Origin of the sequence: Stenotrophomonas sp. 704A1 (assembly GCF_030549525.1) — a bacterium.
GTDB classification, from domain to species: domain Bacteria; phylum Pseudomonadota; class Gammaproteobacteria; order Xanthomonadales; family Xanthomonadaceae; genus Stenotrophomonas; species Stenotrophomonas tuberculopleuritidis.
On the sequence record NZ_CP130831.1, the window covers coordinates 1,658,099 to 1,681,482 of the forward strand.

Genomic DNA, 23,384 nt, shown 5'->3' on the forward strand with positions numbered 1-23,384 from the left:
TTTGGCCTTTAACCGTTTCGGTATAGCGGGGCCTGGGCTGCGGCTCCAGCGTCAATGCGGAACCCGCACGAATGGATTAGACGGCGACCTGGCGCTGGGCCCCGGCCTATGCTGCCGGGGCGCTACACCGCCAGGTAGGCTCCCACCCGGGCGACTAAGTTGACAAATGCGACAAAGGAGACTAGAGTGAATCCTGTCTCAAACCTACCTGGGAGCTGACCATGCCCACTGCGATCGAATTCATTGCCGACCGGCTGCCGCGAGTCACGGTGGAGGATGTGCGACGCTTCGCCGATACCGTCGAAATCCGGGATGCACCGGCGTTCGCGGCTGAGTTGCAGGCGTTCATCCACGAGCGCGTGGAGGCGGTGACGCTGCCCGCCAACCTGGAAGGTGAAACGGTGGCGCAGGCCTTGCAGCGCAAGGCGGCCGCGTTGCGCTCCGACACGCGCTGGACACCGGCTGAAACCGATGTCCAGCGAGGCCGCGCCTTGCTGCTGGAAGCCTTCAACCAGCCGGACAACCTGCCGCCTGCCGAGTTCGCCAAGCTGGCGGACAAGTCGCGCCAGCAAATCTACAAGGACATCCTCGCCCGTCGGCTGCTGGCGCTGAACGTGGGGCCGCGCGGCCAGAAGCTGCCCGACTGGCAGCTCGACCCGGTGAAGCAGCAGTTGACCCAAACCGTGCTCCAGGAGGTCGAGGGCATCGACCACTGGACGATCTACCGCGCGCTGTCCGAACCCCTCGAAGGCCTGGGTGGTCGCTCGCCCGTGGATGCGGTGACGCATGGCACGATCGATGACGTGGCCGAGGCCGTGTTCAACGTGCTGGGCGTCCAGGTGCATTGAAGCGAGACCGCCATGAGCCACGAGCTGCCTTCGTTCCTGATCGATGCCGGTGAACTGCTCCAGCATGTGAGCCGCGTCGTCTATCGGGGCAGCCCGCTGTACTATGGCCGCAGCAGCACGAATCGCTACGATGACCCAGCGGGGGCCTACGGCGTGCTCTACCTGGGGCGCGACCTGCCCACGGCGCTGATGGAGTCGGTGTTTCACAAGCACCAGTGGCTTGCGGACACGCAACGCTCGATCGCGCTGAAAGAAGTCCAAGCCCGGATGGTGCGCGCAGTAGGCGTGATGGACGACGTGTTTCTGGCCGATCTCACGGCGCAGGGCGTCATGGCGGGCTACTTCGGCCTGAACCTGGAGCAGTTGGCCAGCCGCGACTACACGCACACGCAGCGGGTGTCCGCCCAGGTGCATGCGATGCTCGGAGATGATGGCCAGGCGCTGTTCGACGGGGTGCTCTATCCGTCGCGCAACAACTATCCCGCCAAGAGCATCGCCCTGTTCGAGCGTGCGGGAGCGAAGGTTGGCGTCATCGAGGACATCGACCTGGTGGACCATGTGGACTGGCCGCGTTTCGTTGTTACCTACCGCATCGGCGTTGAACCCGACCCCGGCCCGGTGGGGCCGGATGACGAAGCGTCCTGAAGCAGCAAGAAAACACATTGAAGCCGCAAACCGAATGAAGTGGAGCAAACTGGAATAGGCATTCCTCAACAGCAGGAGACGACCATGAACACGACGACCCGCACCAGCACCGCAGAACGCCTCGGCCGCGCCTTTGGCCGCGGATGGCGTGCCTATGCGCGACGCGAACGGCGGGCGTCGAACTGGTTGGTGTCCAAGGGCATGCCGCGAGCTGGCGCTACCGCGCTCGTGTGGGTAGCCAAGCTGGCTGTACTGGGGGTGCTGCTCTACGTTGCGTTTTGGTTTGCACTCGTGATGCTGGGCGTTGCGGCGGCGGGATGGGCTGCTGCTGCAAATACTTCGGATGAGGACGAGTGGCCTTTCACCGACCTCACCGAGCTGCGCAAGACGCCGGGCTACGATCCCAACCTGTACAACGACACGTCGCACGAGTTGTACACCGACGACTGACCGGCCTCGCGCTATTTCAGTTTTCCTCCGGTGAGCGCCCCGGCACCCTTGCCGCCAGCTTGGCCGGCGCTCTTGCTGCCATCGGAAAGTCCCTGGATGACGTGCCCGGCCCGAATCCCAACCCAGGTAAGGCTCGCCAGCCAGAATCCCGGCAGAACCAGGAACATCGTGCCCATGACGAACATCAGGAGCATGTCGCCGAAGGCGTTGTTCAACCCTACCAGCGGGTCAAAGTTGGTGTGCGGCCGGTTCCAGCCAAAGCCCCAGCCATAAAGCGCGTCCAGAATCGTTGAATCGATCCAGCGTGCGAGCTGGAACCAGAAGTCCGTGAAGAACAGCGCGAACTGCACGACGCTGACGGTGACGACCGTCTTCAGGTCGTAGGTGCCCACAACCAGCACGAGCGGGATGCAGATGACCAGCGCCATCTTCAGTAAGGCGAGGATCATGGGCAGGGATTGGCGCACGACATCCATGGCAGGAAACGCGGCAATCGCGCCGACTGCCATCCCCACGTCGCCCGTGGCGCGCGTCACGATGTTCGGCAGGGTCTTGTCGATCTGGCCGCCGTAGTCCGTATAGACGCTGCCCTGGTTCAGTTTCTGCTGCCGCGGTGACGCGATGGCGCGGATCACCGAATCGTCCACCTCGGCCCGGCTGAGGAACCCGGCCCAGCCCGCCAGGCGATTCAGCAGGGTCGGGTCCACTTGCCCCAGCAGCCGCGCGCGCAGGCCGTTGCTGCCGTCTGACCACCACTGCCTGCAGGTCGGGTAGCCGCCACCATTGGCAACCTGCGCGAGGCCTGCATCGCGGGTGTCGTCATAGGGCCATGCCTCGCGCGCCGTGCTGGAGCGGTAGCTGTCGTAGTAGCCACCCGTGTCCGTGAAAAAGCGCGAGCCGATCCAGGTTACGTCGTGCATCTGCTGCTCATCGAGATCCGGGCGCTGCATGAACAATTTGGCCCGCGCAGGCCCATAGCAATCCCGCGAGAAGTCCGCGACCTCCTGAGCCAGTACCGGGTCGTCAATGCGGGTCGCGTCGATCTCCATCCTCATCTGCCGCAGGTCCGTACCGCACGGGATCGCCGCTACCGAGGCGCTCGTGACGGCGCGCGAGAGCGCGTGCATGAAAGCCCACCAGACCGGCACCTTCGCCGACTGGTTGTTGATGGTGCTGAAGGACTGCGACCAGCCGGTTTCCGTGGGCTGCGGCACGCTGACCTGGCACTGCGCCGAGCGCGAGCTGTCGTACTGGATGGTGCTGAGGTCCACGTCGATGAACGGAATGCCCGCGAACATCACCACCACGATCGCGACGAACACCCGGTTCTCGATACGGGCGGCACTCAGAACGCCTTTGTTGCCCTCGTCAGCGCCTTCCGCGCGGGCCTTCAGCCACTCCTGCACGACGATGGCGACGAAAGGCAGCGCGAACACCCCGCTGGACACCAGCACGGCCCAGATACCGTTGTTGACGATCCAGGACACGAGGGTGAGGTAGTACTCCAGATAGTCGGTCGTGAAGAGCGTCATGGCCCCGATCTCCCCTCAAGCGGCCTGCATCAACAGGCTGGCTTCCAGCGCGACGATGGCGACGACGCCGGCGACCTCGGTACGGATCAGCCGGCGCCGCGCCTGCCCATCTGTCCCGCTTTGGTCTTCGCGGGCCAGCACCCGGCGGCGCATCCAGAACCATCCATAGGCCGTTGCCGCGTACACGCACAGCCGCCAGATGAAGAAATACCCTGCGGAGGCCGCCAGCCACCGTTCCCAGCCTGCAACGCTGCCGACCAGGTTGATGCCCGCGACGTTCGCCCCCACTGCGGCGGCAACGATAAGCACCAGCCACAGCAGCGTCTTCGCCGCGCGCCGGCTGAACAACCAGCGCAGCGGCCGCCAGGCCATGCGCGCCGGGCTCATGGCCGACTCCCCGGATTGCCCTTCTGGAGCTGGTCGAGACGGTCCGGCACAGGATCGCCCTCGTAGATGCCGCGCGAACCGGCCGCGCGCGCGCCGTGGCGCTGGATGATCGCCATGGGCGAGTTGTTCGCCAGTTCGCGCCGCAGCTCCAGTTCGGTCTTGAGGTTGCGAATCTCACGGTCGAGCGTGTCGCTCTCGTGGTTCACCGCCTCCACGGCAAGTTCGTTCGCCGCGACGTTGGGCTCCTTCTTGCCCGTGAGCAGCGTGCGCTGCAGCAGCAGCGCTTTCTCCAGCACGGATGCCAGCGCGACCTCGGACGCGAGGCGCTGCGACAGCAGGTGCTGGTCGGGCTCGTCGCGCAGCGCCTCGATCACGCCGCGCATGATCGGCAGCGACGCACTGCCAGCTTCGCGCAGGTTCTCCGGCGTCGTGTTCTTGGCCTTGGTTACCAGGTCCTGGAGCGCCTGCAGCTTGGCGTCGTACTCCTCCTGGATCAGCGGCGTGAGCCCGACGCCCGGCGTCGTCTCGGTCTTGGTGCAGGCATCGCACGTGCGCTGCTCCTTCTCGCCGAGCACGCGCGTGGCCCACTCGACGGCAGCCTGCGGCGAGGTCCAGGTCTGGCACGAGAGACTGCTGCAACTGGCCGGCGCAATGGACGAGGTGTCGGTCACGCCGCGGCCGTTGACCAGGTTGTAGCCAGCGCGGGTGACATCGCCGACGACCTTGATCGCGGGCTGGCCGGAGCCGCCCGCGTTGCTGCCCCCGACCCACGGCACGCCGTCATTGCCGCGGCGCGTCTCGGCCTGCTCGATGGCCGAGACCGCATCCGTGCTCGACACGGCATCGCGCAGCGCCAGCCCTTCGGCCATCTGGCTCCAGCCGAGTTGGCCGCCCGCCGTTTCGGCCATCTTCTCGGCCATGGCACGGCACGTCAGCTTGCTGCGGTCGAAATCCAGCCGCGCCTGCAGCACGCCATTGGTGAGCAGGTTGTACAGACCGGGATCGGCCCGCTGGATGATCAGTGCGGGCAACGATGCCACCGCACTGGTGGCACTCTGGATCACCGACGACATGATTTGCTGGAAGCCGTTGGTAATGCCGTTAAGTTGGTTCTTCAACGTGGTCTGGATGCTCATGTCGCCGCAGATCAAGTTGCTGTTCCAACCCACGCCGACACCGATGGAGCGCATGCCGGCTGCACGTCCCATCGACACGGCGTTGCCGCCACCGATCGAGTACATGACGTCATCGCCGATGACGCTGCCGCTGGTCTGGTATCCCAGTTGACCCCAGGCCACGCCGCTGCCCAGCGCGAGCGCGCCGGCCAGTGCCAGGACGATCTCCGTGCGACGTACCCGGCGGGAGAACGGATTGAATGCAGGACGGAACTTCATGGCACCCCCTCAGAGGAAATCGACGCTGCCCAGGAACACCTGGCCCCGGCGCTCGCAGCAGGCATACGGCCGCCACAGCGCCCATGCGTAGTCGCCTTGCTGGGCCTGGGTAAGGAAGCCGCTGCGCGGGAAGACCGTGCAGGACGAGGACAGGACGGGCGTGAGTTCTTGCCACTTGCCGGTCGAGGCATCGCCCTCCATCAGCGCGCCGGCCGGCCAGTAGCCGTCACGGGAGTTGGCAAGCAACGGCTGATAGACGTGGATCTGCCCGCGGCGCGTGACCACATCGCCCGCACGCTGGGCCACCACTGCGCCGGCCTTGAAGTCGTCGGTCTGGTGCAGGAAGCCGCCACGGGGATACACGTTGCCCCAGAGATTCATCGTGGTACGGGCACCGACTTCGCGCCGGCCCGGAATCAGCGCTTCCGGGTAGGCCATCTCGGGCACGTTGTAGCGCCAGGCCAGCGTATCCAGGGTGCTGAGCAAGTACGGCATAAACGCCGTGCCCGCGCCCTCACAGAAGTAGCCTGACGAAGAGACGAACTGGTTGAACACCTCTGCGCCGGGGTGACCGATGACATCCGCGTTCTTGAATTTGGCGAGGCTGTTTTCGTGATCCTCGTTCGTCGTTCCGTCGCCGCCAGCTTGGGCGGACGGGTTGGGCGTGCTCATTGCCTGGACTTCGACCCAGGGGTTTTCTCCGGTATTCGAGTACGACGACACCACTGCATCGGGGATGTAGTGGCGCACCTTGATCGACGTGCGCACGGTGCAGCCCGTCCATGTGCAGTAGAGCCAGTAGCAGATGCCGACGACGCGGTATTCGAGGCAATCGGGCGATGCCACCGAGCCGATGATGGTCGCTGTATTGAGGGCGTAGCTGCCCGTGGCGCTGAGCAGCAGCAACGAAGCCACGCCAGCGCGCAGGCGGCGCATCAGGTCGAATGGTCGGGTCACGGCTGGGTCCTCCGGTGCTGCTCGATGCGCGCGACAGCGCGAGCCACATCCGGCTCGCCATAGACCACATAGCGCCTGTCCACCACCACGGCCGGGAGGCTGGTGATGCCGAGGCTCCATGCGTCGGTAACGCCTTGGTATGCGGAAGCGATGCGTCGCTGCAGATCGGCACCGCCGCCATTCAGCCGGCGCTTGACGATGGCCGTCGCCTGTTCGGGGTCGGTGGGCAGTCCCGCGGAAAGCTCCGCTTCAATCCTGTGGGCTTCGTCCAGCTCGATCAGCCGCTCGCCGCCCATGGTCTTGACCGGGTGGCGGCTGTCGGTGACGACCACCACGTCGGCGGCGAAGGTGGCCGGGCTGAAAACGGCCAGGGCTGCCGGCAGCGCCACGGCCCGGCCGAGGGTTCGCCAGCCCGGCGCGAACCTGGAAAGGGATGCTGTCATGTCGCGTGCCCTTGAAGTTGATCAGAGCAGTAGTCAAACGCGAAGCCGACGCGGCCCCAACAAACAATGCGCATCGCGCACTGCCCGCATACCTGCTTGTCTCGCGCCCATGAAAAAGCGGAGGCCGAAGCCTCCGCGTGGATCAGGGAGCCGATGCCGTCGCTACAGCAGGCCGGATTCCGCGAACGAGTACGGCGTGCCCTGGCCGACGATGAGGTGATCCAGCACCCTCACGTCGATCAGCGACAACGCGGCCCTCAGCGTTTGGGTCAACGCACGGTCCGCGCTCGACGGCTCCGTGCAGCCCGAAGGGTGTTGGTGAGAAAAAATGACCGCTGCCGCATTCAGTTCCAAGGCACGCTGCACGATCGGACGCGCATGCACCGAGGTCGAATGGATCGTGCCTCTGAACATCGGCTCGTAGGCCAGCACCTCGTGCATGCTGTTGAGGAACACGATGGCGAAGACTTCATTGGGCTCGGCGGCCAGTTTCAGGCGCAGGTAGTCCTTGACGGCGGCAGGCCTCTCCAGGGATGGCCCCTTCTTGAAGACCCGCTGCTCCAGCAGCGCGATGGCTTGCCGGATGATCCAGTCATCGGATTGGGACATGGGGGCAAAACGTGGCTCCACGCAGGAGTCGTTGGCGACGAGAGACATGGCGGACCTCCAGAAAGTGAGCGGAGGGCGCCACCCTGGGAGGGCAAGCCCTCCTGGGGATGGAAACAGCGGAACAAGGTGCATCCATCACCGCGCGGCGGTGATTGTTCGCGGCCAGGATGCGAAAGCGAACGGGTAGCGGTCAGCGCGGCGAGCCGCGCCGTAGCCTTCAAGACCGAGGGCTACCTGGGCATGTCGCCGACAACGTCGGCAGGCATTTCGGATGTGGGGGTGGCGGGCGAACCCGGCGCGTCGCTGGCCATTTCCCCGGCCGCCAGCAGGTCCATGGCCGAGAGCAAGGCATCGCCCTCGATCGGCCCCTGCAACAGGATGGCCTGGCCCGTCTGGCGATCGAGCAGTCGCAGCGACGGCGTGGCGGTCACGCCGCTCTTGGTGGCTTCCGCGGCCTGCGCGCGGATGGCCACGTTGGGGCGCTCGCTAGCCATGCACTGTTCGATGGCTGACGTTGTTTCGGGGTAACGCAAGCCATCGGGCAAGCCCTGGCCGTCGCTGCGCGTGTGGGCATAGACCCATTCGACCGCCTGCCAGAACGCCGCATGCCCGCCCGCTTCGGCGGCGCACTCGGCCAGACGTGCCTCGGCCGACGCGGCAGGCTCGTGCGCGGCCAGCGGCTGGTGATGCCATTGCAGCGCCACGTCGGTGTTGTTGCCGACCCAGCGCTTGAGCTGCGGGAAATACTCCCGGCAGAACGGGCATTCCAGGTCGGCATAGAGCGTCAGCGTGAAACGGCCTTCCGGGTTGCCCATCTGCCAGGGTGGCCCAGCGACCTGCGCCGTGCTGACCGGCGCGCGCGACGGCGCTGAGGATTCGCCGGGCGTCCGGGACACCAGCCAGATCAGCAGCAGCGCGACCAGCGCAGCAGCCAATACCCAGGGCCAGCGAGGCCGCCAGCGGCGACGGCGGAACGCCTGGACCTGCATCGGAATGGAAGGACGTTTCTGTTCCATGGCGTTCTCCGGTTTACGACAGTTCCAGGGCCGGCGACTCGATGCCGCGGGCCTGGTCGATCTTCTCGGCCACCTTGAAAGCCGCTTCCAGTTCGGTGCAGCCGTACTGCTGCATGAGCTGGTAGCGTTCGGCCTTCTCCTCGGGTTCTGTCTGCGCGAGGGCGAGGTACAGGGACGGCGGCACGGCGCGGAACAGCACTTCCATGCTCTTGGAGAGGATGACGCCTTCGGTGAATTTCCCCGCTTCCTTGCGCGCCGAAAGCATCAGCGCCTTCTGCGCGGGCGAGAGTTCGCGGAACCGCGCGATCTTCTCAACTTCATCGGGCGGCATGCTGAGACAGATCCACCACTCGATCATGTTGAGCATGGGCTCCGCGGCGCGCGGCAGGTCGTCGATGTTCTGCGTCGCGAGCCAGAACCAGGCCCCCAATTTCCTCCACATCTTTGTAATTTTCACGACGTAGGGCGCGAGCAGCGGGTTCTTCGTGATGATGTGGCCTTCGTCGGTGACGTTGATGATCGGGCGTCCCAGGTATTGGTCGCGCTCGGCGATGTTGTTCACCGTGCTGATCAGGCTGATGTAAGCGATGGAGAGCTGCGCGTTGTAGCCCTCGCGGGCGTATGTCGCGAGGTCAACCAAGGTGATGTCGGCTTCGGGCCACGGCGTGCCGTCGCGGTCGAACATTTCGCCGTCCGTGCCTTGACAGAACATGTCCATCGCATCCGCCATCTCCAGCAGCCGCACGCGGCGCATTTCGGGCAGCGTCGGGTCCTGGCCGCGGGCGCGCAACGCGTTGCGCACGTCGCGCGTAAGCACCGTGCGTTTGTCGGCCACGCAGTGCTCGGCGGCGTCGAGGATGCACTGACGGATCAGCGAGCGGTCAGCCCGCGTCATCCGGGCTTCCTCCTTGTCCTCTCCGCCCGTGATCATCAGCCGCGCCGTGATCTCCAGTTCGCCGAGCACGTCGCGCTGCTCGTCCGCCTCCATGGCCGAGGCATCTGGTGGCGGGTCTTCATCCAGCGCGTCGGCGTCGAGCGTCTGCACGTCGCTGGGCGTCTCGATCAGCCGACGCGCGTCTGCGAATGGCGCGAGGCTGATGCCCGAACCTGGGGCCAGCTTGACCCGGTTTACCGTCAGCCCGAGCATGCGTGCGAAGTCGCTGAACAGGCCGAAGCTGTTGCCAGCCTCCACGATGAACAGCCGCGGTCGGTAGATGGCCGTGACCTGATTCAAGAGGTTGTTGAGCGTGGCGCTCTTGCCGGAGCCGGTGGGGCCGAACAGGAACAGATGGGCGTTCATCTGCCGATCCAGGCGGCTGAGCGGGTCGAAGGTGATCGGCCCGCCACCGCGGTTGAACATCGTGATGCCCGGGTGCCCCGTACCTTGAGCGCGGCCCCACACCGGCGACAGGTTCGCCGCGTGCTGAGCGAACATCAGTTGGGTGTACCACTTGCGCCGATCCTGGCCGGGGTTGTAGCAGCATGGCAGCCACCGCAAGTAGCTGTTGAGCGGCGCCACCTCGTCGTCCTCGCGCACCGGCTGCAAGCCAGCATTGAGCATCACGTTCGCCAGGTCCAGGCCGCGCCGGTCCAGTTCCGCTTCGTCGCGTCCGCGCAGGTAGAATGCCAGCGTCCCCCGGTAGAGCTTGTGTGCGCTGCCGATGAGGGAGCGGGCTTCCTGCACGTCCTTCAACGTCTGCTCCGACGCCAGCGTCTCGCCCACGGCCTTCTTCGCCAGGTGGTTGAGATCCGCTTCCAGGACATCCTGCGGCGTGGCGACCATCGTGAGACACAGCAAGGTGTCTTCCGGCATCTGGTCGAACAGCGTGTTGATGGCATCCCCTTTGCGGGTCTCGCCGGTCAGGTGTCCGGTGCCGGGCGGCATGCGCAGCCGGTCGGTGATCAGCACGCGGTGCGGCATGCCGTCGAAATACCAGGTGCCGTGCTCCACGTCGGAGCGTGGCTGGCCGAAGAACAGCCGCTGGCTGAAATCCCGCCCGCTCGCCAGCTCGATTTCGCCGGCCTCGCTTTCTTCGGTGCTGTCGGGGTAGCGCGCCAGCGCGTAGAAGCGCTCCCGGTCCTCTGCACTCGGTCCAAGCATCGCCGGGCGCGGATTGAACCACCGCAGCAGCCAGTCGTGGACGTCGGCTGCGACCATGCGCCGTGCCTGGATGCCGGCGTTCGCCAGGCCGCCGCACAGGCGGTCGCAGACGATGTTCAGCATCTGCTCGGGCGTCTGGCCGCGGCGGCTTGCCTGCCCAGTTGCACGGCGATAGATCACCATGCGCACCCGCCGCGTCTGGCCGCGCCAGCGCAGCCGCGTGACCACCGTGTCCTCGAACAGGCCGCCCGGCTTGGCGACCGCGCGCAGGTGGTGGCCGAAGAAGCGCAAGTAGAACTCGGTGAAAGCGGTGCCGCGGGCACGCGGCTGCACGTAGTCGCGCAGGGTCTGCATGTACTGGTCGAAGCTGGGCTCGTCCTGGGCATAGAGCTGGAGTACCCAGGGGTTTTCGTCCAGCTCATCGAACGAGTCCTGGAGCGCGTTCTCCAAGGCATCGCGGGCATGCGCGAGCCAGCCGGGCTCCCGCCCCTCGGTGCCCAGCGGCACCAGCTCGTAGAAGGCAGCGACCGACTGCCCATCCTCCAGCAGCATGGACTTCGACTGCGGCAAGAACTCCACCCAAGGCAGCAGTTCCGCGAACGACGGCGCGACGTCGTACAGCGCCTGCTCGTCGGCTACCGTCGCCGGCCTGCGGCCCTGGACCGCTGCGCCGGGTTCAGGGACGCCGGCCTGGCGCAAGGCCTCGACGTGGCGCTGCCAGCCGTCCGGCTTCTCTTCGTCGCCGGTGCCGGATGCGGCCAGCTTCGGCCAGGGAAGTTCCCAGCGCATCAATAGTCCTCCAGCCGTTCACCGGGCATGGCGTACTGCACGCGCTGGTACAGGGGGAAGACCGTCGTGTAGCCCGGAACCGGCACGGGGTCCGTGCCCGCCAGGTGCGGGTACACATACATGACGAGATCGGGGTTGGGCAGGCGCTGGAACTGGCGATAAACCTCGTTGCGCGCCGTGCGCGTGTAGCGCATCTGCTCGACGGGCGCAGCCTGCACATCGGCGTCGGTCAGCGGCCGGCGCAGGCTCTGGCGCGCGTCGAGCAACTGCCGGCGCGCGACCTGGCCGGTGCCACTGCCGCCGCCACCCGTTTCCTGCTGCCAGATGTCCATCATGGTGCGGTCGCTATGGGTCAGCAGTTCTTCCTTGCTGGTGGCGCAACCGCTGAGCACGGCGACGGCCGCGGCCAGCGCGAGGCCCTTAATCGAGTTCGAGCGCATGGCTTTCTCCTGCACGGTGATCGACGCGCCGGCCTTCGGGGTCGTGATCGATGGCCAGCGGCTTTTCGAGGTGGACGGCGACCTTGGCGCCTGGCTGCACATAGACGGCGGCGAAAGCCTGTCCGTAGAGCTTGTTGACCCAGGTCGACATGTCCCGGACGCCGCCCGCGAGGATCTGGCCGACTGCTTCCTTGCCGCTGATGCCCACGGTGCCGATGGCGCCGTCCGAGCCGACGTAGGACATGCGGCCGCTGTCGCTCTCGATGAGCGAGGCCACGCCGGCTCCGGCCGCGGTGATCAGAGCTTGCGACCCGAGGTACTGCTGGGCGTTGCTGCGCCGTTCGCCGCTGACGCACGGGATGCCGTGCGGGTCGCTGATCCAGCCCAGGCCGTCGCGCTGCTGGTTGTTCTGCTGGTTGCCTTCGCGGTCTTCGGGAATCGTGCGGATCGTGCCGTCGTTGAAGACGAAGGTGATGCTGCGAACCTGGCCGCGCACGCACGAGAGCGTCCAGTCGCCCGATGCGGTTCCGGAGAACACCGCGCCGGCCACGTCGGGAATGTCGATGCCGTTGGCAGTCAGATTGTCCGGCCCGACCAGCACCTTGAAGGGGTACGGATCGTTCACCGTCCCGTCGATCGGCACGCGCCCAATCAGCGCCGTCATCGCCACGGAGCCCATCAGTGTCGAGTTGGTCGGCACGGTATAGACCGGCTTGGCGCTCTTGACGCCTGCCGCACCTGCGCCGGCGTTCGCCACGGTTTCCGCGGTGGTTTCCAGTGTGCTTTGTGCCGGGCCGAAGCTCGTCGGGAAGCTCATGCCGCTGCCTGCGCCACGACTGCCATTGCGGCCCTCGGCCTTCTTCGCGTCGTCCGGTTCGACCCAGCGCATGCCGCCTTCCATGCCGGCCTCGTCGCCGCCGCGCAGCCCCAGGCCCACCGGCAGATCAGCGTGACCGCCGCCGCGCCCGCCAATGCTGTCCAGGCGCCGCTGCAGGTCGGCGAGCAGCCCCTCGGTCTGCTGGCGCGCGCTGGCCGCCTGTTCCTGGTCGCGGCGCAGGTTGGAGCGCTCGGATTCGAGGGCCGAATTGATGCGCTGATCAATGGAGTTCTCCCGCTGGCGCAGCCGCTGGTTTTCCTCGCGCTGCGACTTGTTGTCGGTCAGCGCGGTCTGAAGCTCGGTGCGCAACTGTTTCACCTGGGCGACGAGCGTTGCCACGGTATCGCGCGGGGTATCGCCTTCGATGCCCAACGCCTTCATTTCCTCGGGCGTGAGCTTGGAGCCAGCATCCGCGGCGGGCGGTGCCGACGTGCTTCCACCGGAGAACAGCCGGATGGCAACGAACAGCACCAGCAAGGCGACCGGGATCATCAGCCACTTGAGCAAGCCGTTACTGCGCATGGCGGGCCTCCTTGCCATCGTCGGCTTCAGCTTCCCGCTGCGGCAGATGCACGGCCGGGTCGAAGCGGTGGATCGCCGGCAGCAGCGATTGCGCGAGGCCGTGCCCGCGCGTCACCAGGTACAGGACGGTCGTGTCCTCGGGCGTCCCGCGCGGTCCGAGCGCTTCGTGCTGGAAGGTGGCGGTGAGGAAATCGCCTTGCAGCACGCGCGGGTCGAGCGTGACCCAGCCGCTGCTGCTGTTGGTCAGGCGCACGGCCGTGACCCACTGGTCTTCCAGACGCCACGACGCGAGCGCGACCGCGCGCACCGGCAGCGTCGGCATCAGCGTGCCGAGGTCGAGGTCACGGCGCAGGTTCACCCGCATGACGCCAGGCAGCGACTCCACAGTGCGCAGCGGCGCGTAGAGGTTCTGCGCGGCGAAGCGCGTCAGGACGACCGGAACCGGGGTTTCGCGCCGGGTCGCCCGCGTACCTGCTTGGTCCTGGGCGCGTGCCGGGGCCTCATCGGCACCGCCTGGCTGATCGCCGTAGCGCGCAGGGGTGCTGCTGCCCTCGACGATGCGCACCGGCTCCAGCTCGGCTTCGCCGTCTTTGGGCGGCTCGGCCGCAATGTCGAGCAGGATCAGCGCGCCCGTGTCGGCGTCCTGCAATTGCAGCCGCGTGGGCTCGATCGGCTCGCTGGCGCGCAGGTACACCGCGCCACCTGCGCTCTGCACGCGCAGGCGTTCGCCCACGCCTGCGGGCACGCCCACGCGGACGTTCCGGTCGATGAACACGATGCGCTCCTGGCCGACCTTCAGCGGCACCGCCAGCGGCATGCGTTCCCACCGCAGAATCTCCACAGCATGGGAGACGGGTGCCGCGGCCACGGCCAGCAGCCCCAGCAGCACGAGTACAGGATGCTTCATGGGGTGTTTCCTCCTTGGGGCGCTTGCGGAGACAGGCCGCCAGGTGCCGGGCGAGTCGGCTCCGGTGCGCTGATGCGCTGGGGCGCGCCGTCGTAGCAGTCCAGCGCCAGGCCGAAGGGGTTGCGGGCGGGATCGACGTCCACCCGCGTGACCTTCACCGGGTAGCGCACGAGCGCGCGCTTGACCTGCTCGGCGCCGTAGTACTCGTCGGCGGTGATGTCGAGCGTCACCACCCAGTCGCGGTCGGAGACCACGCGCACGCGCGCCGTGGGGTCGTCGCCGTAGCCGCGGCCGGGGATCTCATAAATCCCGCGCACGCGCTGGCGCAGCTCGCCCGTGGAACGGCGGTAGTCGTAGTCCGCGCGCAGGAAGGCCTGGCAGGACGGGGTAAGGTACGGCGAGAGCGTGTGGAGGTTGCGCGGATAGTCCTCTTCGCCGTTCGTCGGCCAGCGGTTGAGGGTCTGGAACACGTAGAACGTGAACGCATAGACCGATTCGGGCGGCACTTCCCACCACTTGCGGGTACTGCCCGAGCGCAGGTCGGGCGGGACGTGGATGGTCAGGTCGCGCGGCGCGCTCCACCAGCCACCGCCCATGACCAGGGCGACGATGACCAGCGCACCAGCACCCAGGCGAAGCGTCTTGATGTGCGCCTGCAGGTGGGTGATCTCGTTCTTGAAGCGGCTCATCGTGCCCCCCTTGCAACGGACCTTCGGGTGGACCAGAAGCCGGAGCGCGAGATCAGCACGTGGCCGCCTACCCATCCCGCCATCAGTGGATGGCGCGTGGCGATGCGCCATTGCAGTTGCCGGTACAGCCAGGTGTCGGGGCGCCCGCGCTTGAGCCGGCGCAGGATGCCGCCGCCGATGAAGACGCCCAGGGCCACGCCCAGGACGACGAACGTCGGCGCGATGGCGATCGTGCGGAACACCCAGGACAGCGGCGCGCCGACCAGCAGGCCGGCGGCGCCGGACAGGCCGCAGCAGATCCACAGTTCGTCGGCGGTGAGGCCGCGCACGACAACAGGGTGGCGGTTGAGCCGATGCGGAAGGAACGTGACCGTCCCGTCCGCACGGACGTGCTGCTGCTCGGACATACCGGCCTCGCCTTACAGGATGCCGGTGGCTTCGGTGAGCAGCCAGATGCCGATCACGAGCAGCACGGCACCGATCGCGACGGTGAGGCCAAACTGGCCCCAGGTCTTGCGGCCGGTGTGGATTTCCGCGTAGGTGCCGTAGGCGTGGTAGCAGACGCCGATGAACATCGACGCCACGACCAGGAGGGCTACGAGCATGATGATGTCGTAGCCGTAGTTCCTGATCGTTTCCATGATGCCGTTGCCGGTGCCGCGGGTCGGGTTTTCCAACTGCGGCAAGCCTTGCGCGAACGACAGCGCGGGCAGCGCGGCGGAGCCCAGTGCCACAGCGGCGCGCTGGGCAAGGCGGGAATGGAGGATGCGGTTTTGCATGGTCGTGCCTTTCAGGTCAGGAGAGGAGGAAGAAGCTCAGGACGAGGTACATCGCGACGAAGCGGATGCAGACGCCGAGGAACTGGCGCTGGTTGAGGCGGCTCTCGGACCACCCCACGTAGGCCGTTCGGATGGCCCAGACGCCCCAGACGAGGAGCACCGCGAACACGGCGCCGACCAGGACGGTCGCCATCGCCGAAGGCGCGATGCCGCTGTTGGCTTGAAATGCCGAGACCTGGGCGCCGTTCATGGCTTGGCTTCCGTAGTCGTCGGCGATGGCGAAGCGGACCGCTCGGTGCGGTAGTCGCTGGCCAGTTCGGAGGGGTCGCGCGGCTGGGCACGCGACGGTGTGAGATGGGCCTGGATGCCGGCGCGCACGCGCGCCAAGTCAGCCAGCAACCGCGGGTAATCGAAGTGGTAGCGCTCGCCCGGCTGGATGGGGGCACGCGCGGCGCTGTCGGCGACGGTGCGCTCCAGCGCGTCGAGTTGGCGCAGCGCGGCGACCAGCTCCTGGCGCTGTGCGGGGGACTCGGCCAACGCCATCGGGGACTGACCCAGCAGCAGGGCCGTCACGAGAAAAATGGGCACGCCGCGATGCGCGGCGCGCTGCCAGATCGGAGCCAACATCGCGCCATTCCTGTGTGATCAGAATAGTGCGATGGTGGAGTTCAGGGTGACTGCAGGCAGCAAACAATAGGAAACTGCGCTGATCGGTTTGATTGGCAGCGTGCGTCCAGTTCGCTCAGGGAGTGGTCGTCAGGCCAGAATTCAAGAAGGGAATTTCCACCGGCCGCGTGGCAAAATATCAACGCTCTTACAAAGATCCAGGATAAAAATGCAAGGACTGACCTTTAGAACTGATCAAGATTTTGAGGAAATTTGCTGCTACCTCATGAGGGACTGGGTCGCGCGGAATATGAGGTATGACGTGCAATTCAGAAGATACGGCGGAAATGGGCAAAGGCAGCATGGCATTGACATTTTTCCTGCCGTTGGCGGCTACTCAGTGTTTGGGCAGGCAAAATTTGTTAATCAACTAAACTCTACAGACGTTACGGCTGAGTTGAGTAAGACCGATTCCTTCCCTGAGCCGATTGGTTGTTATGTGATTTTCACAACGGCAAATCGCCATACCAGCATAAATCATCATCAGTTCCATGGCACTCAACACAAAAGGCTGGATGGATCGATTTTTCCGGTTCACGTGGTCTATTGGGGTGAAATTTCTGATATTAGTTTTATCCCACAAGATGTCTGTAAGAGAATTTTCCCATCAGCATTTCAAGTTGCCAGGAGCGCATTAACGCCTCAGCAGATGGCGGATTCCATAGCCACACTTCAAAATATTGTTCCTTCATATTTCAGGTCTGACTTTCTCGACTGGCTCGAAACATGGGACTTTTCATGTGGTTACATTCCATCTGTGCATTATGACGCCGTGGACAATCTTTACATTGAGTTGGATCGGGTAGGATGGGGAATGAAGGGTGTCAATGATTTTTTATATGCCCAAGGTCGCATTGACTTATCTCGTGCGCTTCCGGCTGGCGATGCCTTCTTTTATGCTCTCACTGAATTTCGAGATTCAATATATAACTACATAGCTTTTGTACGCGGACAGGATGGGCAGGGCTACGTTACATTGCAAGGAATGGATGGGCGCGGCGCAACAGATTTCCCAAAGATTACAGAGCAGTGGAGCATGAGGGCGCGCCATTTGGCCAATATGTATCGCGAGAAAATCCTTGGTCAGCAAATTCAATAAATAAGAAATACTGAATGAGTTGCCTAATGATCTGGTTTCTCTGTCATCACAAGTATTTTTTGAAGCTGCCCGCAGTCAGGCTCACGGCCAGTCCCAGCAAGGCTGCGCTGGGCAGCAGGATCAGCAGTGGATGCACAGAGATCGGCAAGGCCAGGTACGTGACCCACGGCAGCACGGCCAGCGGCATCAGGCTCGCCTTCGCGCGGTGGTAGATGAAGCCGGATTCCCGGCCTGCGCCGAACCGGCGCACGTCCCGCCGCACAAGACCGTCGATCAGGCCGACGAACGCCGCGGTGCAGATCAGCGGCAACGTGAGCACCAGAACCAGCAGGCGCACCAGAAACGTGAGGGTGGTGAAGGCCGCGGCAATCAGGTAGTTCTCGGTCCAGACATAGACCTGGCTGATGTAGTAGCGAAAGTTGCGCCCCCCGTCCTGGATCCTCCCGTGGCTCGGCGCGCGGGCGCGCTCGGCGGTCTGGCTCATGCGCTCCAGCAGCCCGGAGCGAACGAATACCCATTCGTAGCCGGTATCCACCAGTTCGTGCGCGGTGCGCCCCGGCTCCTGCACGACGACGCTGCGCGTGAAGTGGCTGGACAGGTGCCCCAGTTCGTACTGCAACATCTGCTGCGAGTGCCGCCAGCCCTGGTCCTTCCAGAACAGGTGCATGCCGACGCACTCCACGACGATCGAGAACAGCAGCGAGCCGATCAGCACCCCGAGCAGCCGGAACGGCAAGGTGATGGTGCCGACGATCAGGCCCTGGCGCTGGTTCTGCTCCCGTTGTGCAGTCGAGGCGGCGTCCTTCATGGCGAGGCCTTGTTGCCGGTGTCCTCGTCGGTGGCAATGGCCACCGCGGGAGGTTCGGCCGCAGCGGCGTCATCCAGCAGGTCGTCGGGCAGGCCCGTGTCCTGCAAGGCGGGGGAACTGGTGAACTCCCACCACTGCGTCGCTTCGCTGTAGCTCTGGCGCATGTACCCGGCCAGTTGCTGCAAGTCTGCCGGCATCACTTCGTCCGGGTCCGGCGCCGGCAGCGGCATGCGCACTTTCCAAAGCTGGCCGCCCTGCAGCAACGCGAAGCACTGGCCTTTCGGCAGGCCGACGACGTGCGACGGCTCGATCATCGGCACGCTGGACATGCTGATGCGGTCCTGAGTGTTCGACGTGAAATCCGTCGCCCCGCGAATGTCCGAGCTGTCGGTCGCGCCGCTGACGATGGTGGTCGTATAGACCTCGACCTTCGGCAATTGCCGGGTCAGCAGTTCGGCGGTCGCGGTCTCGCGCACGCGCAGCATGAACAGGTTGTTGAAATTCCCGATCACCTGGCCTGCCTTCGCGCGGTTGCCGATGCGGGCCTCGATGTCCGACAGGGTCTGCGTGTACGCAGTGACTTGCAGGCCGGCACCGCCGCCCTTGTTGATCAGCGGGATGAACTCGTCGCCCATCAATTCGTTGAACTCGTCGGCATGGACGTTGATCGGCACGCGCGCACCGGCCGATGCGCCCGGCAGGCCATCGTCGATCCCATGCTTGTAGATATGCCCGGCGACCGACACGAGATCGCTGAACATCGAGTTGCCGACCGCGGTGGCGACCTCGGCGTCGGAGAGCGCATCCAGGCCCACATAGACGATGGCCCTCTTACGGATGATCTGCATCCAGTCGAAGATCGGGCGCGGGTCGGCCAGGTCGGAGTAGTTCGGGGCCAGGAGCTGCGCGATCTTGCCGCTAGTGAGCTTCTCCAGCAGCGGCAGCAGCGATGCGACGATCTTGTCGAAGTACGTCTTGTCGTAGCGAACCGCCGAGCGCAGGCCATCCAGCACCGGGTCGTAGTTGCGCGCCTGCGAGAGGTACTGCTCCAGCGCCACCACGCGCTTCTCGCGCCCGATCATGTTGCGCGGGATGTTCTTCTCGTTGAGCTTGGCCTCGATCTGGACGATCACCTCCCAGGCCCTGGGCTCGGTCTTGGCGAAGTAATGCTGGGCGTACTCGATGAACAGCGCGTCGATGTTGATGACGTGCCGTTGGATCAGCATGTAGTCGGGCCGCTGTCCCAGCTCCACCAGGGCGCGGGCAATGATGTTGACGAACCGCCACGCAAACTCTCGGAAGGCGGCCGAGTTGCCTTCACCGGAAAGCTGCCCCGCAACGCGGGTGGCGACTTCCGATATACGCCCGAATCGCCCCACGGCGTTGTAGCGCGCGGAGATGTCCGGCCATCCCAGGTGGAAGACGTAGAACTCGCCTTCGCGGCCGGCGCGCTTAGCCTCGACGTACATCCGCTTCAGGAGATCGGCATCGCCCTTGGGGTCAATGACGATCACCACCTCGTGCTCGCCCGCGGCGTTCACGCGCCGGATGTCCTGGGTCACGAATAGTTCGGCCAGCCGGGTCTTGCCGACGCGCGTCGTGCCCAGCACCAGCGAGTGGCCGACGCGCTCGCCCAGCGGCAGGCTGACGTCCATCTCCTCGGGTTCGATGCCGTGCAGGCGCGGCAGGCCGCCCACAGGCGGCAACGGCCGCACCGGGTTGAAAGGTACGTCCCAGCCGGTGAGTTTCGACAGCCGGGACAGCGGGAACGGCGCGTACTCCAGCCGTTCTTCCAGCCGTCGCGCCAGCCGGTAGGCTGGTGTGGGCTCGACGTAGCGGCGGAACTCCGGCCGGTACGTTTGCATGAGCCTATGGGTGTGCTTCTGCTCCCACAGGAACCCGCGCCCCACGAACAGCCGCTGCTGGCTGACCGGCACGTCCTTGCTGGTCATCACGTAGCGCGGCAGGCGGCGGATGTTGCGCCGGTAGCGCAGGATGACGCGGGCATCGCGGTAGCGGATGGCACCGTAGGCGCCGAACGCCAGCGCGCTGCCGACGCCCATGGACGGGCTCAGCGCGAGCGACCATGGGGCCACCAGGGACAGAAACGCGGCGCCCGCGCATGCGGCAACGGTGTATAGCTCCACCGCTGGGCGAAGCAGTACCTCGACCGGCTGTTTCCCCGACATGGCTTCATTGCTCGATGCCGGTGGCTGTGATCAGCACCGGGTAGTGCCGCAGGCCCAGGCGCTCGGCCAGGTCGTCGCCGGACATGGGCGCGAGGGGTACGCCGGGCACCAGGGTGCGCAGCCGCGCCAGGCCCTGCACGGTCTCGACGTTGACCACCAGACCGACCGCGCCGCGCTCGCGCAGCGCGGCTGCCTGGCTGCGCAGCCAGGCCCGAGATGCCTCGTCGTCGCCGACGACAACGAAAGGCCGCAGACCCGGAGCCTCGATGACACGCCGCGGGACGGTGCCGGGGGTGAGCTTGGCGCTGCGCACCGGCAGCATCGCGGCCTCGTCCGCCGGCGTGGCGGGAACCTGGGGCGTCGGGATCGGCGGCCGGGCCGGTGCGTTGGTGCGCGGCTGGAGGTTCAGGGCTTCGTAGTACGGCAGCGCCGACGCGCCGCCGCGGTCTTCGACCACGATCAGCGGCTCGCCGGCAAGCGAGGCCAGCGGCAGACCCGCCAGCAGTACGAGCAGGCCACGCAAGGCCAGATGGGATGTCGTCATGGGGATGTCTCCTTGCGTGCGGCGAGAACCGCGGCGGTTGGGCGTGCGCCCTGCACCCGGGCGAGGTGGCGCGACACGCTGCGCCGGTAGCGGGCGGCGGGCTCGCCACCCGCGGGGCGGTGGTAGCGGCCCATCGCCAGCAACCAGTCCTCGCCGGGGGCGTGTTGCTCGCGCAGGATCTCGGCAGCGATGGCGAGATTCCGGTACGGGTCGAGCAGGTCGCAGGCGCTGGCGTAGCGCTGCTGGTGGTAGCCGAGGTTGATCTGGCCCAGGCCCGCGTCGATGCGCGTGTGCGGCGTGGAGCGCATCGCCTGCTGCAAACCCGCGCAGGCATCGGCGCGGGTCGCATAGCGGCGTGATTGGCCGGCGACGTTGAGGGACCACGGCCACGGGACGATGCGTCCGTTACGGCGGATGCCACTCTCCTGCAAGGCCACGGCGTAGAGCACCGTCGAGGGGATGCCTGCGCGCTGCGCGGCGAGCTGGTAGGCCGGTGGCGGAACCTCCTGGGCTTGGGCGACGCAGGCGCATAGGCCAGCGGCGAGCACCAGTGTGCGCAGGGGGGCGGCTATGGCTGGCGCTGCCATTGGCCGTTCACCTCGCGCACGACCGCCGGCAGGTCGCCGGGTACCCCCAAGGTCAACCAGCGGCCGCCGTCGTGGTTGAGCGTGATGCTGCCGCTGCGCACGCGCGCCGGATCGACGTTCGCGCGCTTGGCCCAATCGCGGATGCGCGCGTCGTCCTGGCGGCTGCCGACCATGTACAGGTCGAATTCGGCGCCCGAGGATTGCAGGCGCTGCACGAGCTGGCCGCAGGCCACGCAGTTATCTTTCACGAACACTGCCGTGCGGCCGGAGCCGCGCGTGGCCCCGGCGACCGGCTTGTCGTCCGGCAGGTTCACCCGCTGCATCCCGGGGTTCAGGCGCTGCCAGGCCTCGTCATAGGCCCGCTGATAAGCGAGCAGTTTCTCCACGCGGCGCGCTTCGACCTGCACCTGCAGCTCGGCGTAGCGTCGCCGTTCCTCTTCGGTACGCGCCTCGATGCCCAGGGCCGACAGCGGGTCCAGGTTGGGCGAATAGATGCCCAGTGGACCGTCCATCAGTTCGCGATAGCGCGCCCACTCCTGAGGTTGAAGGCCCCAGTCGCTCGCCACCCGGTCGTCCAGAATGCGGGCGACCAGCGGGCGTTCCTGACTCTGCGCATTGCGGGCGGGAGCCGTGGCGGATTGCTGCGCCCACGCGGGCAACTGGGTGGACGCCAGCAGAAGCGCGGAAAGGATGATCGACGGCTTCATGTGGTGTGCTCCGTTCAGGGGATCGCCACGTGGCGGGTCTGGTCGCCGGCCTGGAACACCGCAGTGCTGCCCTCGACGGCCTGCAAGCGCCACGGGCCGACCGCATCGCCGGGTAGCAGCACCTGAAGCTGGTCGGGCGTGAAGTCGCCATTGCTCGGCGCGACGGACACGCTGCGCTCGCCGGCACGCAGTTCGGCACCGACGATGCGGAACGGGAGCGGCGTCGGTTCGGGCTTGGCGGTGGGCTTGTTCCTGGTGCGCGGCTGGGCGGGTGCAGCGGCGCGCGCAGCGGTCTGCCGCGCCTTGATTTGCTCGACTTCGGCGCGCAGTGCCTGAAGGTCGTCGGCGGAGGCATAGGCGCTCAGCGATTTCTCGACCTGGGCCGCGCGTGCTTCCAGGATTTGGCGGGTGTCTTTGAGGTCTGCCGCCGTGGCGACGGCTGGACGCTGCTGGATGGCCTCGACGGTCTCGGCCAGGCCTGTTGCCTGCGCTTCGAGGCGTTGCAGGCGGGAATCGAGGCGCTCCTGGTCGGCCTGGTCGTTCATCGTCTGGTAGCCGAGGGCAACGAGGACACTGAGGCCGATCAGCCAGAGCCACATCAGGCTCTGCACCACCACGGCGGCCGTTGAACGATGGGCGGGCTGCGGGGCGTTCATGGCTGGCCTCCCGATGCCGCGGGCGCCAGCGGGAACGTCTGCACCGCCTCGGTGGCAGGCGGCGCGGGTACGTTGTCGGCGGTCATGCTGTCGCCGGGCCGCTCGAAGCAGATTTGCCGCGCGCGGTCATCCGCGTGCAGTTCCCAGGCCGAACCAGCCAGGGTGAGCAGCGCATCCCGCAGGGTCATGGGGCCGAGGTGCAGGTGGGCCGCCGGCAGCGGCAGTGCGTACAGCTCGATCACCGCGTGCGTCGTCTGGCACAAGCCGTAACCGCTGCGCTTGAGCACATGCCGTAGCCCGTCGCCGACCGTAGCGCGTGCATCCTCGGGCATCGACACGTCGATGGTCTGCAACAGCAGGTCGCGCTGCGCTGCTGTCGGTGCCAGTTCCACGAGGGTGTAGCGGCCGTAGCGCACAACGGGGATGTATTCGGGCGCCTCGGGTACGGGTGCGGCCGAGACTTCCTCGATGGTGTCGGGCGCGACCGGCGCGCTCGTCGTCGCGCAGCCGCCAGCCAGCACCGACCAAAGCAGGCCGAGAAAACCCGCCAGCAGACGGCGTTCGGGATGGTGAAACCAAGGTGGAGAGGGGCACATGGCGCGTCGTCCTGAAACATCGAGCCCTCACCATCGCCGCTCGGGCCACGAGCGGCAGCAAACAATGCGAACCAGGCAGCGCCCGATTTCCCGGCAGCCTCCCTCCAAAGGAAAAGGCCCCCGAAGGGGCCTGTGAAAACGCATCGG

The 23,384-nt window shown here is 66.2% G+C and carries 27 protein-coding genes; 4 read left to right on the plus strand and 23 right to left on the minus strand.

The features are described from left to right. Nucleotides 1–221: 221 nt before the first annotated feature. The 3 genes from Q5Z10_RS07710 (at nt 222) to Q5Z10_RS07720 (ending at nt 1,943) form a co-directional block, all read left to right on the plus strand. Nucleotides 222–848, plus strand: a complete 627-nt coding sequence (locus Q5Z10_RS07710; RefSeq protein ID WP_003821129.1) for an integrase — start codon at nt 222–224, stop codon at nt 846–848. Between the two features lie 12 nt (nt 849–860). After that, a complete protein-coding gene (locus tag Q5Z10_RS07715) occupies nt 861–1,493 on the plus strand; it encodes an RES family NAD+ phosphorylase (protein WP_012614066.1) in 633 nt (210 codons plus the stop codon). A gap of 84 nt (nt 1,494–1,577) precedes the next feature. Further along, complete coding sequence (locus tag Q5Z10_RS07720) at nt 1,578–1,943, plus strand: DUF3742 family protein (RefSeq protein WP_003821127.1); 366 nt, start codon at nt 1,578–1,580, stop codon at nt 1,941–1,943. A gap of 11 nt (nt 1,944–1,954) precedes the next feature. Here the strand turns inward: Q5Z10_RS07720 and Q5Z10_RS07725 are convergent, their stop codons facing one another. The 16 genes from Q5Z10_RS07725 to Q5Z10_RS07800 form a co-directional block, all read right to left on the minus strand. Then, nucleotides 1,955–3,475 carry a conjugal transfer protein TraG N-terminal domain-containing protein gene (locus tag Q5Z10_RS07725; protein ID WP_003821126.1) on the minus strand — a complete coding sequence of 507 codons (1,521 nt, stop codon included), beginning with the start codon at nt 3,473–3,475 and terminating at the stop codon, nt 1,955–1,957. A gap of 15 nt (nt 3,476–3,490) precedes the next feature. After that, nucleotides 3,491–3,862, minus strand: a complete 372-nt coding sequence (locus Q5Z10_RS07730; protein WP_003821125.1) for a hypothetical protein — start codon at nt 3,860–3,862, stop codon at nt 3,491–3,493. Continuing rightward, complete coding sequence (locus Q5Z10_RS07735) at nt 3,859–5,256, minus strand: integrating conjugative element protein (RefSeq protein WP_303638617.1); 1,398 nt, start codon at nt 5,254–5,256, stop codon at nt 3,859–3,861. The genes Q5Z10_RS07730 and Q5Z10_RS07735 overlap by 4 nt, the downstream gene beginning before the upstream one ends. A gap of 9 nt (nt 5,257–5,265) precedes the next feature. Beyond that, nucleotides 5,266–6,192 (minus strand): TIGR03756 family integrating conjugative element protein, encoded by a 927-nt coding sequence (locus tag Q5Z10_RS07740; protein WP_205301664.1) that lies wholly within the window; start codon nt 6,190–6,192, stop codon nt 5,266–5,268. Nucleotides 6,193–6,209: 17 nt separating this feature from the next. Then, nucleotides 6,210–6,656, minus strand: a complete 447-nt coding sequence (locus Q5Z10_RS07745) for a TIGR03757 family integrating conjugative element protein (RefSeq protein ID WP_003821119.1) — start codon at nt 6,654–6,656, stop codon at nt 6,210–6,212. Between the two features lie 162 nt (nt 6,657–6,818). Next, a complete protein-coding gene (locus Q5Z10_RS07750; RefSeq protein ID WP_003821118.1) occupies nt 6,819–7,313 on the minus strand; it encodes a JAB domain-containing protein in 495 nt (164 codons plus the stop codon). 182 nt (nt 7,314–7,495) lie between these two features. Further along, the gene (locus Q5Z10_RS07755) at nt 7,496–8,200 is read right to left on the minus strand and encodes a thioredoxin domain-containing protein (RefSeq protein WP_495573906.1); all 705 of its coding nucleotides are present in this window, start codon (nt 8,198–8,200) and stop codon (nt 7,496–7,498) included. 94 nt (nt 8,201–8,294) lie between these two features. Beyond that, a complete protein-coding gene (locus Q5Z10_RS07760; RefSeq protein ID WP_003821116.1) occupies nt 8,295–11,171 on the minus strand; it encodes a conjugative transfer ATPase in 2,877 nt (958 codons plus the stop codon). Next, the gene (locus Q5Z10_RS07765; RefSeq protein ID WP_003821115.1) at nt 11,171–11,611 is read right to left on the minus strand and encodes a TIGR03751 family conjugal transfer lipoprotein; all 441 of its coding nucleotides are present in this window, start codon (nt 11,609–11,611) and stop codon (nt 11,171–11,173) included. Before Q5Z10_RS07765 ends, Q5Z10_RS07760 begins: the two co-directional genes overlap by 1 nt. Next, entirely contained in the window at nt 11,592–13,010 is a 1,419-nt protein-coding gene (locus Q5Z10_RS07770; protein WP_003821113.1) for a TIGR03752 family integrating conjugative element protein, read from the minus strand. The genes Q5Z10_RS07765 and Q5Z10_RS07770 overlap by 20 nt, the downstream gene beginning before the upstream one ends. Beyond that, entirely contained in the window at nt 13,000–13,917 is a 918-nt protein-coding gene (locus Q5Z10_RS07775; protein WP_003821112.1) for a TIGR03749 family integrating conjugative element protein, read from the minus strand. Before Q5Z10_RS07775 ends, Q5Z10_RS07770 begins: the two co-directional genes overlap by 11 nt. After that, on the minus strand, nt 13,914–14,606 hold the full coding sequence (locus Q5Z10_RS07780) for a PFL_4703 family integrating conjugative element protein (RefSeq protein WP_003821110.1): 693 nt from the start codon (nt 14,604–14,606) through the stop codon (nt 13,914–13,916). Before Q5Z10_RS07780 ends, Q5Z10_RS07775 begins: the two co-directional genes overlap by 4 nt. Next, complete coding sequence (locus Q5Z10_RS07785) at nt 14,603–15,013, minus strand: TIGR03750 family conjugal transfer protein (protein ID WP_003821108.1); 411 nt, start codon at nt 15,011–15,013, stop codon at nt 14,603–14,605. The genes Q5Z10_RS07780 and Q5Z10_RS07785 overlap by 4 nt, the downstream gene beginning before the upstream one ends. 12 nt (nt 15,014–15,025) lie before the next feature. Further along, on the minus strand, nt 15,026–15,340 hold the full coding sequence (locus Q5Z10_RS07790) for a TIGR03745 family integrating conjugative element membrane protein (protein WP_425279593.1): 315 nt from the start codon (nt 15,338–15,340) through the stop codon (nt 15,026–15,028). A 61-nt stretch (nt 15,341–15,401) separates the two neighbouring features. Then, a complete protein-coding gene (locus Q5Z10_RS07795; RefSeq protein ID WP_003821106.1) occupies nt 15,402–15,635 on the minus strand; it encodes a TIGR03758 family integrating conjugative element protein in 234 nt (77 codons plus the stop codon). Further along, nucleotides 15,632–16,012, minus strand: a complete 381-nt coding sequence (locus tag Q5Z10_RS07800; protein ID WP_003821105.1) for an integrative conjugative element protein, RAQPRD family — start codon at nt 16,010–16,012, stop codon at nt 15,632–15,634. Before Q5Z10_RS07800 ends, Q5Z10_RS07795 begins: the two co-directional genes overlap by 4 nt. A 208-nt stretch (nt 16,013–16,220) precedes the next feature. Between Q5Z10_RS07800 and Q5Z10_RS07805 the strand changes: the two genes are divergently transcribed. Continuing rightward, nucleotides 16,221–17,150, plus strand: coding sequence for a hypothetical protein (locus Q5Z10_RS07805; protein WP_003821104.1), 930 nt, complete (start codon nt 16,221–16,223; stop codon nt 17,148–17,150). Nucleotides 17,151–17,196: 46 nt separating this feature from the next. Here Q5Z10_RS07805 and Q5Z10_RS07810 read toward each other — a convergent pair whose 3' ends face one another. Genes Q5Z10_RS07810 through pilL2 form a run of 7 tightly spaced genes read right to left on the minus strand, consistent with a single transcriptional unit; the run spans nt 17,197 to nt 23,237 of the window. After that, on the minus strand, nt 17,197–17,958 hold the full coding sequence (locus Q5Z10_RS07810; protein ID WP_003821103.1) for a TIGR03747 family integrating conjugative element membrane protein: 762 nt from the start codon (nt 17,956–17,958) through the stop codon (nt 17,197–17,199). Beyond that, nucleotides 17,955–20,147, minus strand: a complete 2,193-nt coding sequence (gene traD / locus Q5Z10_RS07815; protein ID WP_003821101.1) for a type IV conjugative transfer system coupling protein TraD — start codon at nt 20,145–20,147, stop codon at nt 17,955–17,957. The genes Q5Z10_RS07810 and traD overlap by 4 nt, the downstream gene beginning before the upstream one ends. A gap of 4 nt (nt 20,148–20,151) precedes the next feature. Then, nucleotides 20,152–20,691: an integrating conjugative element protein gene (locus Q5Z10_RS07820; protein WP_003821097.1), complete on the minus strand. Its 540-nt coding sequence runs from the start codon at nt 20,689–20,691 to the stop codon at nt 20,152–20,154. Then, complete coding sequence (locus Q5Z10_RS07825; protein WP_003821096.1) at nt 20,688–21,278, minus strand: transglycosylase SLT domain-containing protein; 591 nt, start codon at nt 21,276–21,278, stop codon at nt 20,688–20,690. The genes Q5Z10_RS07820 and Q5Z10_RS07825 overlap by 4 nt, the downstream gene beginning before the upstream one ends. After that, nucleotides 21,260–21,985: a TIGR03759 family integrating conjugative element protein gene (locus tag Q5Z10_RS07830; protein WP_003821095.1), complete on the minus strand. Its 726-nt coding sequence runs from the start codon at nt 21,983–21,985 to the stop codon at nt 21,260–21,262. Before Q5Z10_RS07830 ends, Q5Z10_RS07825 begins: the two co-directional genes overlap by 19 nt. Nucleotides 21,986–21,999: 14 nt before the next feature. Next, a complete protein-coding gene (locus tag Q5Z10_RS07835; protein ID WP_003821094.1) occupies nt 22,000–22,641 on the minus strand; it encodes a PilN family protein in 642 nt (213 codons plus the stop codon). Further along, nucleotides 22,638–23,237 carry a PFGI-1 class ICE element type IV pilus protein PilL2 gene (pilL2, locus tag Q5Z10_RS07840; protein WP_003821093.1) on the minus strand — a complete coding sequence of 200 codons (600 nt, stop codon included), beginning with the start codon at nt 23,235–23,237 and terminating at the stop codon, nt 22,638–22,640. Before pilL2 ends, Q5Z10_RS07835 begins: the two co-directional genes overlap by 4 nt. Between the last annotated feature and the right edge of the window lie 147 nt (nt 23,238–23,384).